Source organism: Nitrospirota bacterium (genome assembly GCA_037386965.1).
Classification (GTDB): Bacteria; Nitrospirota; Thermodesulfovibrionia; order Thermodesulfovibrionales; family JdFR-86; genus JARRLN01.
In genome coordinates this window covers 1-13,097 of sequence record JARRLN010000012.1, presented here as the reverse complement: position 1 = coordinate 13,097, position 13,097 = coordinate 1, and the positions used below count along the sequence as shown (strand labels likewise).

9 protein-coding genes and 1 riboswitch are annotated in these 13,097 nt (G+C 60.7%); of the genes, 2 read left to right on the top strand and 7 right to left on the bottom strand.

Going from position 1 to position 13,097, the window contains the following annotated elements; genetic code table 11:
- Positions 1–170 precede the first annotated feature (170 nt).
- From P8Y39_03055 to P8Y39_03025, 7 genes are all read right to left on the bottom strand, one after another.
- Complete coding sequence (locus P8Y39_03055) at positions 171–731, bottom strand: nitroreductase family protein (protein MEJ2191315.1); 561 nt, start codon at positions 729–731, stop codon at positions 171–173.
- Positions 732–783: 52 nt separating this feature from the next.
- A complete protein-coding gene (locus P8Y39_03050; GenBank protein MEJ2191314.1) occupies positions 784–2,196 on the bottom strand; it encodes an HD-GYP domain-containing protein in 1,413 nt (470 codons plus the stop codon).
- A gap of 99 nt (positions 2,197–2,295) precedes the next feature.
- Positions 2,296–2,910, bottom strand: a complete 615-nt coding sequence (locus P8Y39_03045; GenBank protein MEJ2191313.1) for an outer membrane lipoprotein carrier protein LolA — start codon at positions 2,908–2,910, stop codon at positions 2,296–2,298.
- A 148-nt stretch (positions 2,911–3,058) separates the two neighbouring features.
- The gene (locus tag P8Y39_03040; GenBank protein MEJ2191312.1) at positions 3,059–4,216 is read right to left on the bottom strand and encodes an acetate/propionate family kinase; all 1,158 of its coding nucleotides are present in this window, start codon (positions 4,214–4,216) and stop codon (positions 3,059–3,061) included.
- A 6-nt stretch (positions 4,217–4,222) separates the two neighbouring features.
- Positions 4,223–4,771 (bottom strand): histidine phosphatase family protein, encoded by a 549-nt coding sequence (locus P8Y39_03035; GenBank protein MEJ2191311.1) that lies wholly within the window; start codon positions 4,769–4,771, stop codon positions 4,223–4,225.
- A 44-nt stretch (positions 4,772–4,815) separates the two neighbouring features.
- On the bottom strand, positions 4,816–7,185 hold the full coding sequence (locus tag P8Y39_03030) for a phosphoketolase family protein (GenBank protein ID MEJ2191310.1): 2,370 nt from the start codon (positions 7,183–7,185) through the stop codon (positions 4,816–4,818).
- Between the two features lie 300 nt (positions 7,186–7,485).
- Entirely contained in the window at positions 7,486–10,143 is a 2,658-nt protein-coding gene (locus P8Y39_03025; GenBank protein MEJ2191309.1) for a pitrilysin family protein, read from the bottom strand.
- Between the two features lie 747 nt (positions 10,144–10,890).
- Positions 10,891–10,967: riboswitch (cyclic di-GMP riboswitch) on the top strand.
- Positions 10,968–10,998: 31 nt separating this feature from the next.
- Between P8Y39_03025 and P8Y39_03020 the strand changes: the two genes are divergently transcribed.
- Positions 10,999–11,241 (top strand): hypothetical protein, encoded by a 243-nt coding sequence (locus P8Y39_03020; GenBank protein ID MEJ2191308.1) that lies wholly within the window; start codon positions 10,999–11,001, stop codon positions 11,239–11,241.
- Positions 11,242–11,346: 105 nt separating this feature from the next.
- On the top strand, positions 11,347–13,097 hold a 1,751-nt coding region (locus P8Y39_03015; protein MEJ2191307.1), incomplete at its 3' end, for a hypothetical protein.

Sequence of the window (13,097 nt, the reverse complement as noted above, 5' to 3'; positions counted from 1 at the left end):
AAAGGTCCCCCGGAAACTGCGTATTCACGCCTGTCCGTGCGCATCTCAGCGGGAATGGTCCTTGCGGCCTCGGTCGAGAAAAATCATAGCACAGGGATTGACAAATCTCAACGAAACGCCCGCCGGCCCCGTGTGAGCGCCCGTGCCTTCGACCGAGATGCCGTGACGCCCTATTGCTTCCAGGACTCGTGAAAGACGAGCTCTGAAATCTCCTTCCGGGGCGGACCGGCCTTTTTCTCCTCCCTGGGATACCCCAGGGGGAAGAGGCCCACCGCGCGGAACTCCGGCGGTATGCGGAGAAGCTCCTTCAGCTCTTCCTCGTCGAACACGCCCACGAAAACCGTCCCCAGCCCCATGCCATGGGCGGCGAGCATAAGGGTCTGGGAGGCGATGCCCAGGTCCGTAAGGTAATATTCCTGGCCGCGTATCACGCCCGATTGCTTCGGGTCGGCACAGGCGACCACCACAACCGGGGCCTCGGCAAGACCCTTTTGGGAGGGATTGGTCTTATAGCCCAGAGGGGCAAAAAAGCTTTCCACGTAGGAGAGCTGGCTTATCTGCTCCTTGACGGCCTGCTCCCGCACCACCACGAACCTCCAGCACTGCATGTTCGCCCAGGAGGGCGACTGGCGCACTGCCTCCAGGAGCGCCTCCACCTTCTCCTCATCCACAGGTTTCTCCGCGAACCTCCGCACACTCCGCCTGCTCTTGATGGCCTCAAAGACGTCCATAAAACACCCCCGTCTCCTGGATGGAGAGGTTTTCCCAGATGATACACGATTTTCAGAGGATTGTCTTCAGCAGGGTGTGGGCGATGTCGCTCAGAGGAAGACGGGATTTCCTCCGCACGGCTCTCATCAACCCGAACGTGATAAGGGAGAGGAACGCCGTGCAGGCCTCGGCGTTGTACTGGCTGCCCAGGTTCTGCCTCATCTCCCGGAGGGCCGCGTCGTAGGAAAGGCTCTTTCTGTACGGGCGGGTGGTGGTCATGGCGTCAAAACCGTCCGCCACGGCGATGATGCTCGCTCCGAGGGGGATCTTGTTGCCCACAAGTTTGTCGGGATAGCCGGAGCCGTCGGGCCGCTCATGGTGCGAGCGGACCAGCTCGCCGGCATCCCCGAGCAGGCTGTAGGAGCGGAGCATCCGGAAGCCCTTGACCGGATGGGTGCTCAGCTCGGCGTACTCGCCGGGGGTGAGCTTGCCCTTTTTCAGGAGGATGTTGTCCTTGATGCCTATCTTACCGATGTCGTGCAGAAGAGCCGCAAAGGAAAGGGAGCGCATGAACCTCCGGTTCCTGGCAACGCCCATGGCTTCGGCTATGGAGGAGGCGTAGTGGAAGACCCTGGCCGAGTGCGCTGCCGTGTAGTTGTCGCGGTGGGAAAGGAGGGTGACGGAGTTGACGAGGATGTCCAGCGTCCTGTGGTAGACCGCACGGGTGATGTCGGTCTTGGCGACGGTGGCCACAAGCCCAATGGTGGAGACGTTATGAACCGTGGTGCGCACCTGGCAGATGCACTCCCCCTCCTCGACGGTGTCATCGAAGCTCATGCCCACGTACTCCGGCCGGATGCGGGGCTGCACCCTCGAGGGAAAGAAGCTGAGCGTTCCGAGCTCCATGACGCCGATGCCACGGCAAACGACGTCCTTGGGGCTGTACGGGGTCCCCTCGGTGGCCCCGCGGTTCAGGTCGTACACTCTTCCGGCCGCATCGACGGTGTAGAAGGAGTCCGGATTGCCGTCGAACTGTATGGTGAACTTGTTCCGCCTCCTCCGGTTGATAATCGCCCACTCCACGGTATCCAGGATACGGCTCGGGCTGTCGGAGCTCAGAACGTAGCTGTCGAATCCCTCGCTGGTAATGGCGGGAGTGCCCCCGCAGGCCATGGGGTCGTCGGTCACCAGTATGATGATGCCCTCGTAGCCGAATTCCCTCAGTCCCTGGCACAGGAGGAACTGTTCCTCCCGGCGAGAGGCGTCGGCGGGACCGATGAAAAGCACGTCGGGGCGGGCCGCCATGTAAAAGGCGATAATGTCCTCGTAGGCGCTCAATACGACATGTTCGCAGTACAGGACCGAAAGGACGGACTCCACCACCGCGTGGGGCGCCGCGTCGTACGCGATGAAGGCCGCTTTCCGGATGTCCCGGGTGGTGTTGATGGTCCGGAAAATGCCCTCTCTGAAGCCTGCTTTCTCCATGGCTCTATGCTTGTATCACAGGAACGCCGATGTTGTCAACGATATGAGACACACAACCGCTCTGGGGCGCCGATGGAGTGCGGTCTCCGGGAGAGATGGCTACTGAACGGTGCGCTCGCGCACGTCCACCCCGGGGGGAGGCGAGAACGAGAAGATGTCCCCCGGGAGGGATACGTTCGTCTCCACCTGAGAGAAGGTTATGACCGTCTGGTCTCCGGTCTCCTCGACAGTGGTAACCGTCCGCGGAAACGCGGCATCCGCGGGAAAGAACAGCTTCATGGTCGTGAAGGGCATTTTCTTTCGGGGGGTAAGGACGAGAAGGATGCCCCCGTCCTTTTTCGTGCTCTCTACAGTATAGTCCTTCAGGAGGAGGTCAAGGTCGAAGCTCAACGGGCCGGCGTACCCGGCCACTCCCCGGACCTTCTCGGCTTCCTCAAGTTCCTTGTAATAGAGGTAGAGATACTCGCCGTCGTAGATGACCGTCATTTCCTCGTACTCCCAGCGGACGCCGGCCCCCGCCTTAAAATAGAAGGTGCCCCGGCTCTCGATGGGCCTGTCGTAGAGCTCCGTGTGCTTTTCCTGGACGAAGGAGGCCTTCACCGTGTGAATGTCCCGCTGGAGCCTCTTCAGGTCATCGAGCGGCCCCGCCCAGGCCGGGGAGACCGAGGCGAAAAGCACCAGAACCGCGGCCGCCGGAAAGAGGGCTTTCCTCATTATCGTCTCATGGAGGGGCATGTCGGTTTATTATAACACCGTAACGCCAAACGTCTCGTATGCCCCACGAAAAAGCTGAAATGGGGACGAGGTAAAGCGTCCGTCACGCGGGACCGCAATTTCCCCTGCCCGGCTTCCACAGGATGCGTTATCCCAGCATTGCATAGGTGCGGCGGGCGATGACGAGGTCTTCGTTTGTCGGTATGACGCGCACGGCGCAGGGGCTTTCGGGGGTCGTTATGGTGTCGGCGTGCCGGTTGTTTGACTCCGGGTCGAGCCTGATGCCCAGGTGGCGGAGCCCCCGGCACACGATTTCGCGGACCGGGGCGGCCTTTTCACCGATGCCCGCCGTAAAGACAAGCAGGTCAAGGCCCTCCAGGGCCGCCGCCAGAGCGCCGATGTGCTTTTTCAGGTAGTAGCAGAACATCTCCACCGCCTGGGCCGCCGCGGGCTCGTGCCGCCTTTTTTCGAGCAGGACTTTCATGTTCCTGCTTATGCCGGAGACCCCCAGAAGGCCGGCCTCGCGGTTCACGGTGTGCTCAAGCTCCTGGTAGCCGTACCCTTTTTCGCCAAGCAGGTAAAGGACCACGCCCGGGTCAATGTCGCCCGTGCGCGTGCCCATCATGAGGCCGCCCGTCGGGGAAAAACCCATCGTCGTATCCACTGGCCTGCCGTCTTTCACGGCTGCCATGCTGGCGCCGTTGCCCAGGTGGGCGATTATCACCCGTGAGGGCGGGCTCTCGCCCAGCACCCCCATGATGTACTCGTAGGAGATGCCGTGAAATCCATACCGCCTCAGCCCTTCGTCCCAGAGGCGGCGGGGCAGGGGGTAACGCTGCGCAAGCTCCGGCATCGAGCGGTGGAAAGCCGTGTCGAAGCAGGCCACCTGCGGAAGCTCGGGGAACCGTGATTTCACGGCTTCCATGCCTTCTATTTCCTGCGGAAGGTGAAGCGGTGCAAAAGGGGAAAGTTCCCCGAGCTCGGCCAGAAGCTTCTCGTCCACCTTGGCGGGGCGTATCAGCCCGGCCCCGCCGTGAACCACACGGTGGCCCACGGCTTCCGGACGCGGAAGACCGGCCTCCTCAAGCAGCCGGAATGCCGCTTGCACGGCGGAGGTGAAATCCACGAAGTCCTGCTGCCTGGAGACCGTCTTCCCGCCGGCCTTCATGCTCACCCGGCCCCCCTCAAGGCCGATATGCTCTATGCTCCCGTTGCCAAGGAGCTCTTCCGTATCCGGCCCCATCCGGTACAGGGAGAACTTCAGCGACGAAGAGCCGGCGTTCATGCAGAGCACTACTTCGGCCATGGCCCCTCAGAACGTTTTGTTCCAGAGTTTGATGACGCGGTATTCGTGTTCGTAGCCCAGGATGGCAAGCGAGGCAGTCGAGAGGGAAAGATGCTTGCCCGCGCGGGGGGGAAGCCCCGCCCAGCACGCCGCGAGTATCCGCAGTACGTGGGCATGGGCGAAAAGGGCCACGTCGCCACCGGCTTTCCCGGCCCGGGCGATGACGGCCCTGGCCCTGGCCGCAACATCCTCGACGTTTTCCCCGCCCTGCACGTCGGCCTCCCAGATGCTCCAGCCCGGCGCCCCTTTTCTGACGTCGGCCGTGCTTTTCCCTTCGTACATCCCGTAGTCCCATTCACGGAGGTTGTCATCCAACTGCACGCTATCGCCATAGCCCGCAAGGCGGCACGTATCCAAAGCCCTCGAAAGAGGACTGGACAGCACAAGCGCGAAGGCATGCTCCGAAAGCGGTTCTTTCAGGGCAAGGGCCTGATGCTTTCCTTTTTCGGTCAGCGGCACGTCCGTGCGCCCGGTGTGCTTGCCTCCCGCGCTCCACGCGGTCTCCCCATGGCGCACCAGCCAGAGGGAACTCCGCCCGCCCTTCCGGCCTCCTGTGCTCCCTACGTGTCGCCTTTCCAGGTCCAGTTCCTTATCTCGGGCATGTCTTCGCCGTACGTGGCGATGTATTCCTTGTGTTCGATGCGCTTGTCCCGGACGTACTGTTTCGTGTAGGCCGCGATGTGCCCGAGCCGGGGGACGCGGTCTATGACGTCGGCCACCAGATGGTAACGGTCCATGTCGTTTCTGACGGCCATGTCGAAAGGCGTCGTAGTCGTGCCTTCCTCCTTATACCCCCGCACGTGAAGGTTCTTGTGGTTCGTCCGCCGGTACGTCAGGCGGTGGATGAGCCACGGGTAGCCGTGGTAGGCGAAGATGATGGGTTTGTTGGTCGTAAAGAGGGTATCGAAATCCTTGTAAGGCAGCCCGTGTGGATGCTCCTCCGGGGGCTGGAGCGTCATGAGGTCCACGACGTTTATCACGCGCACCTTGAGGTCGGGCGCTCGCTCGCGCAGAATCTCCACCGCCGCCAGCGTCTCGATGGTGGGAACGTCGCCGGCGCACGCCATCACGACGTCGGGCTCCAGGCCCCTGTCGTTGCTCGCCCATTCCCATATCCCTATGCCCGACGTGCAGTGCTTCACGGCGGAGTCCATGTCGAGCCACTGGGGCTGGCTCTGCTTGCCGGCCACTATCACGTTTATGTAATCGCGGCTTCGGAGGCAGTGGTTTGCGACGGAAAGCAGGGTGTTGGCGTCCGGCGGAAAGTAGACCCGGATTATGTGGGACTTCTTGTTCACGACGACGTCTATGAACCCCGGGTCCTGGTGCGAAAACCCGTTGTGGTCCTGCCTCCAGACATGAGAGGTAAGCAGATAGTTCAGCGAGGCGATGGGCCGCCTCCAGGGTATCTCCGTGCTGGTAACCTTCAACCACTTGGCATGCTGGTTGAACATCGAGTCCACGATATGGATGAAGGCCTCGTAGCAGGAGAAAAACCCGTGCCGTCCCGTCAGCAGATACCCTTCGAGCCACCCCTGGCAGGTATGCTCGCTCAGGATTTCCATGACCCTGCCGTCGGGGGCAAGAGAGACGTCCTCCGGCAGGCGCTTGGCCATCCAGGTGCGGTCGGTGACCTTGAACAGGGCGTCCAGGCGGTTGGAGGCCGTTTCGTCGGGCCCGAACACCCTGAAGTTGCGCGCGTCCTCGTTGAGCTTCATCACATCGCGCAGAAATCCCCCCAGCACCCGGGTGGCCTCCGCCCTGACCTCGCCGGGCTTGGGCACCGCAATGGCATAGTCCCTGAAGCGGGGCATCTTCAGGTTCTTCAGGAGTAGTCCGCCGTTGGCATGGGGGTTGGAGCCCATCCGGCGCTGCCCCTTCGGAGCAAGCTCCCTGAGCTCGGGCTTGAACGTGCCGTTTTCGTCGAAAAGCTCTTCGGGCTTGTAGCTTTTCATCCACTGCTCAAGGACCTTCACGTGTTCGGGCTTCGTGTGCAGGTCGGTGACGGGGACCTGGTGCGCCCGCCAGAAGCCTTCGGTCTTGAGCCCGTCGACCTCTTTCGGACATGTCCAGCCCTTCGGCGTCCTCAAGACTATCATCGGCCATCTGGGGCGTCTTGCATTGCCCTTCGTGCGGGCCTCCTGCTGAATGGATTTTATCTCCGCCATGACCTTTTCGAGCGTCTCCGCCATCGCCTGGTGCACGGGTTCGGGGTCGGAGCCTTCGACGACGTACGGTCGCCAGCCATAGCCCTCGAACAGGCTTTCAAGCTCCTCTGTGCTGATGCGTGCGAGAACGGTGGGGTTTGCTATCTTGTAGCCGTTCAGGTGCAGGATGGGCAGCACGGCCCCGTCGTGAACGGGGTTGAGGAACTTGTTGGCATGCCACGCGGTGGCCAGGGGGCCGGTCTCCGCCTCCCCGTCGCCCACGACACACGCCACGATGAGGTCGGGGTTGTCGAACGCGGCCCCGAAGGCATGCGACAGCGAGTAGCCCAGCTCGCCCCCCTCGTGGATGGAACCCGGGGTTTCCGGAGCGGTGTGGCTGGGAATGCCCCCCGGAAACGAGAATTGCTTGAAGAGCTTCTTCATGCCCTCGGCGTCCTGGGAGACTTCGGGATAGATTTCGCTGTATATGCCCTCCAGATACGTGTTGGCCACGATGCCCGGCGCCCCGTGTCCGGGACCGGTGATATATATGATGTTCAGGTCGTGGGCCTTGATGATGCGGTTCAAGTGGACATACAGAAGATTAAGCCCCGGCACGGTGCCCCAGTGCCCCAGGAGCCGGGGCTTGATGTGCTGCGCCTTGAGCGGCTCCTTCAGCAGCGGGTTGTCCATCAGATAGACCTGTCCCACCGCCAGGTAGTTCGCCGCCCGCCAATAGGCGTTCATGGCATGTAATTCTTCTTTGGAGAGAATGTCGCCCATGGTTCCTCCAGAGCTTTTCCCGTATGCCGGCATGGGTCTGCCGTGCGTTATCGATACGTCCCTGCCGCACAACCCAGGGCTTCCCGTTTATCCAAGTCTATTACGAAAGGCCCGGCTCCGCAACACTTTTTGCCCCGCGGGCGAGCCAGCGTCCGCCGGGGCAAGAAAGAGGGGACTCGCCCCGGCCTATTCTTCGCCGCACCGCGAGACGGCGCGGAACCTTCGGGCCCTGGAAGACTGCTCAGGACCGGAGTCCGGCGGAGATGCCGTCAACCTTTTTGGGCTGGCCGGCGCATACGTCTACTGCGGGGCGGGACCCCTGATTACCTGGACCATGTCGTCCGGACGTATCCATTTCGAAGATGCGCGCTGGATGTCCGCGGCGGTGAGCTTTTTGTATTTTCTTGCGGCGCGCAGGGGCTCATCAAGGGGCAGGTTCTGGGTTACCCGGTACAGGAAGCCTTCGGCTATCTGGTCGATGCTCGATTCCGAAAGCGGGATTCTGCGGAGGAGCAGAGCCTTTGCCTGCTCAAGCTGGTCATCGGGGATGCCGCCCTTGCGCATCTGGCCCAGGTCCCGCAGCACTATTGCCGAGGCCCTGGAGACTTTGTCCGGGTCGCACGCGAAGACAACGACGTAGACCGACCTCTTCTGACCGGCCTCAAGCTGCGAATCCACAAAATACACCAGGCCCGTGCGTTCCCTCAAATCCTGGTAGAGCTTTGTCGCATAGAACGCGCCTCCCAGGACATTGTTTCCGAGGTTGAGGGCATAATAGTCCGGGTCCGTGCGTTTCAGACGAAGCGTCTGCGCCATGACGACCTCATCCTGCACGCGGCTGGCATCCGGCACCGTCACATGGGAGGGCTTATTATCCGGCACCGGGGGAAAGTCCGTCTCGGGTTTGGGACCCTTGGCAGTCCAACCGCCGAAATACTTTTCGACCACTTTCCGGGCCTCTGCCGGCGTGACCTTCCCGGCCACCACTATCGTGGTCATATCGGGCCTGAAGACACGGGAATAGTAGTCCTTCACATCTTCAAGGGTCAAGGCCGAAACGCTCGCCGGCGTGGCATGGCGCACGCTGGGGTCGGTTTTCGGGAACAGGCCTTCCTTGAGGGCATGGCTGGCCAGAAAACGAGGGCTCTGGACCTCTCCCTTAAGGGATGCGGCCGTCTGGGTGCGGAGTATGGTGAACGCGTTCGGGGGCAGGGCCGGATTGAGCTCATTTTCGGCAAGGAGCTGCACGCCGCGCTCGAAATGATGTGGCAACACCTTCAGGGAAAAATCGGTGCCCGCCGACTCCTTTGCCCCGATATCGTCCAAGGCCTTCTGAAATGCTATCCTGCCCAGCGAGGTGCTGCCATACGAAAACAGTTGGCCCAGGAGCGAATCCACCCCCTCACGCCCTTTGGGCGTCTGCATCTTGGGGTTATTCTTTATGCGCCCGTATACGCTTACCGTGTTGCTTATGGATGTGGGCTGCACGATAAGGCGCAGGCCGTTCGGCAAAGTGCTCACAACCGGATGGAGGGCCGAGCGCGGCACCGGGAGGCGCCCCAGGGCCTTGGCCGCCCAGTCCGGAAGGGTTACGTGAACGGGTGGTTTGACCGTGATTTCTTCCCTGCCTCCGAATCCCTTGGACGAAACAGGCTTGCCGGAGACCTGGGGAGTGAGGATGGCCTCCACGGACTGCTCCATCTCCAGGTACCTGGCAGCCACCCGATTGACGTCCTCAACCGTCACTTTCTGTATGGCTTTTATGTCGTCCTCCGGAGACTCTCTTCCCTCCACCGCAATCGCCTGCGACCAGGTTTCAGCAAGCCCTGATATCGAATTCTTCTCGAACTCAGCGTCGGTGACCTCATGCAGCTTGGCGGCGGACACCAGGTCCGCAGAAACGCCCTTCTTTATCGTCTCCAGGAGCACGCCGCGCACCTCCGCCAGGAGTTTTTCGCTGTCGGCGCCGGACGGGAAAGCGGCAACCGCATAACCCAGACCCGATTTGCGGAGGGGAGCAAGCTCGAACCCGGCAAAGAGCGCCTTGCCTTCGGGGACCAGCGCGTACAGGTCTCCACGCTCGCTGGAGAGGACATCCGCAAGCACCACGGAGGCCGCATAGTCCGGGCTGTCATAACCCGGCATCCTGAAAGCTATGGAGACAGTGCCGTAGGGGCGGTCCGTCTTCATGCGTATGAGGCTTTTCTTGACGGGTTTCAGTTTAATTTCCGGGCGGGCCGGGAGGGTCTTGGCCGGGATGTCGCCGAACAGGCTTTTTATCTTCTCCAGGGTAGCGGACGGGTCAACGTCTCCACATACGATCAAAACGGCGTTGTTCGGTGCATACCACCTTTCATAAAATCGCTTCAGCATCGGCCCCGTGGTCTTGTCGAAGGAGGAGCGGGTGCCCAGGGCGTCGTGTTCGTACGGGGTCCCCGCAAAGAAGTCCTCAAGGAGCCGGGTGTAAAAAACGTATTCCGGATTCGAGAGGTCTTGCGCCACCTCCTGCTCTATCGCACCGCGTTCCTCGGCCCATAGTTCCTCCGTGTCCAGGACGCCTTTCATCCGCATGGCCTCGACATGCAAAGCCACGTCCACATCACTCGCAGGCACGGTGAAGAAATACCGGGTTACGTTCTGCTGGGTATCGGCGTCGAAATTGCCGCCTAGGTCCGCGGATATCCGGGCAAGCTGGTCTTCCGAAAGCCCCGGGCTTCCGCGGAACATCATATGCTCCTGCGCATGGGCCATGCCCGGGAAACCGGCAGGCGCCTCATCGGAGCCGACCAGGTAATTGACTACCGTGGTGGCCACCGGAGCCAGCGCGTCGCGGACGATGACCACGCGAAGGCCGTTCGAGAGCTTGGCGCGGACGACTTCCCGGGCCTGTGCAGGCCTGGGAAACGCCATCGCCGCAAAAATTGCAAGCACGAAAAACAGTGAAACGGCTCTTTTCATGGTATTCCCTCAAAAAGCATTCTTGGGAGTAGACCTCTTCACGGTCTCTGCTTCACACGTTAGCGTAATGGGGTCTCCCTTGCAAGTTTTTGAGACGACTTTTCTTATTGCGGCAATGCCGCATCCATGAGCAAACGGATGTACGTTTTGTAAATCTAGAGGACCAAAAAACGAGAAGCACGAGGAGGATCTGTCCACCGCCATCTTCGAGAAAATGCCCTTACAACGAGCATTTCACGGCATCGGCATGAGATCAAAAAAGCTCCATTACTATAACCAATTGAATCTATTCGGTTCTTAATCGGACAGTACCGAACGAAATTTAATAGTAATACCGAGGTCTGGTCCTCTTGTCTCTGCTAAAGCCGCGGCATCTCTTGATGCACCTTTTTGCGTGATGCACAGGCAACATTTCCCCGCCCGGCCTCACAAGACGGGATTATGTCAGTGGATGTGTCGATGGCGGGGCAACCGCTCTCTTTGTGCGCTGAATCACAATGAAACTCCGACCTTTTTTTGGTGTGCGCCGAATCACTGAGACGACGTGTTCACCTAGTGTTTGATATAGTCGTCCGGACAAAAAAGGATCCTTCGCGGGGTGGGGGACAAGAACCGCGGGTCCTGAAATAGGAGAGCGGGGTCGCTGAAGGAAGCATAGACGATCCGGCTTTTTTTGTCGGGCAAGGAAGGAGGTGGTCAGTATAGGTTAGCTGACGGACACATTGGGGAAGCGGTAAAGCAAGAGCATCCCGATAAGACCAAACCCTTCGCGAGGAGGGGACGGAGAGCCGCGGATCTCATGGTGAGACAGCCGGGCCGCCGAAGGATGCACCACCATTCTTTTGGGAGGAAGTGATGAGAAGGATGCTATTGCTTTTACTGTCCGTGGTAGTTGTTCTGTGTTTCAGCGTGTCTGCATTCGCCGCAAAGCCGGGCAACGGCGTGAACCCCGGAGGGTTCCCAGCCGGCGAGCATTACACGCTCGACATCCCTGGCAAGAAGGGCGGCTTCACTTGCCCCGGGCAGAAGCACGACGAATTCAATAATCCCATCTACGGCACGTCACTTTTTGCGCCCGAAAACGGCACCGGCATCTAGATACTGATGCGCGGTAAACCTGGGCTCGCAGTGGCTTTGCCATTGCTGGACAAGCTGCAAGGGATGTATTCGAGCCGGAAGGCCCGGAAGCGGGGAAGTTTCCTTATGGCCCTGACGGCATGGGGCTCAACGCTCGGTTTCCCGCTGCTCCTTCTCTTCGCCCTGTTGCTGGGCGCGGCCTCTTCCGCGCAGGCGGCGGGGGATATGTGCTCCGATTACCCGGGCGGAGTGATTGACGGTAATGTCGTCGATATCTCGCTGCTTCCCAGCACGCTCGGCATCGACCGGGATTGCACGATAAAAAACTTTCCGCAGTCCGTGGGCGGGCTGCCATTCACCCTCATCAACTTTCAGTTCCCTACTCATGCGTCATATCTCATAGTCTTCGATAACGTTTATTACGAAGGAAACATGTCCTGTAACGACCCCACGCATTCCACCTTTTCAATGTGGTGGAGCAACGGCTCATATAACAACATCAGTGCCAGCTGTCAGGAATTCATTATCCCAGTCGATGGAATACATAAGGAGAACCCCGTGGGCCAGACCACGACCTCCGTCGGTGTGCCTTTCACCTACACGCTCACGTTTCCGGACATGGCGATTCTGACGTCGTCGGGTTACGTCTACTCCGGGAGTCCTGATACCGGCGACGTGTACCACATCGAAATCACCGACGACCTCACCGCCACGGGCGCGGACCTCACCTATGTGAGCAGCACCGCCTACCTGAAGAACAGCGATGGCACTACAACGCCGCTGGGCTCACTGACAAACTCGGGGGACAGCAAGCACCTCTCCTTCCTGTGGGCCGACAACCCGGCGTTGGCCACAATCCCGGCCGGGACTCAGATCGTGCTCGAGCTTACAGTCGTCCTCGACGACACCCCGGCGAACGCGCCCGGGACGCAGTTCATCAACACCGCCCACTGGGAGTTGGGGAGGATGGTTAATGGAGAGAGGTATGAGCCCCTCCCCGGGCAGGATGGAATCACGCAACCGATGACCATCGTCGGGCCCAATCTCGTGGTCACCAAGACGAGCAGCGAGACGGCCCTGAACCTGGGGGTCCTGGCGACTTTTACCATCGACGTCCAGAACACCGGCGGCAGCGATGCCTGGAACGCCACCATTGTCGACAAGCTCCCCCACGGGCCTTCGGGCGGCATGTGCGACTACGACCCCACCACAGCGCCGGGCGGGGTCACCGTCCAGATATTTGAGGCGGATGGTGTCACCCCGGTTTCGGGTCTGCTGGAGCCGGGCACCGACTACTCGGTCACCTATAGTGGTGCGCCCACGTGCCAGCTCAGCCTGACCATGCTGGATACGCCCGCGGCCAAGGTCGGGCCCTCTCAGCACCTGGTCATCACCTACCAATCCCAGATCGATGGCGACAGCACAAACGGCATAACGCTTACCAACGTGGCCGGCGCAACCCGGTGGTTCAGTGGCGACAGCAGCCTTCCCGGCCGCCGCCAATACGACAAGGGACCGCTTACCGACGGCACACCGGGCGTCTTGGATTTCCAGGACAGCCTGAGCGTCACGGCGGCGCTATCCGGCTACTACTTTCAGAAAACCGTCGAGAACCTGGCCACTGGCGCGGACCCGGCCATCACGGCCGCCCCGGGTGACCCGCTGCGCTACAAGCTGCGCCTCTTCAATATTGACCAAGATATCAACGATATCACCATCAGCGACGTGCTGGACCCGACCAGCTTCGACCTGAGCACGTTCGCCATGATCACGCCTCCACCTGCTGGAGCCACATACAGTTTCGATTCCGCAAGCGGCCTGCTGACAATCAGCGGCGACAGCACTCCTCTGGACGTCGCCGTGGGCGGCGAGCTCGT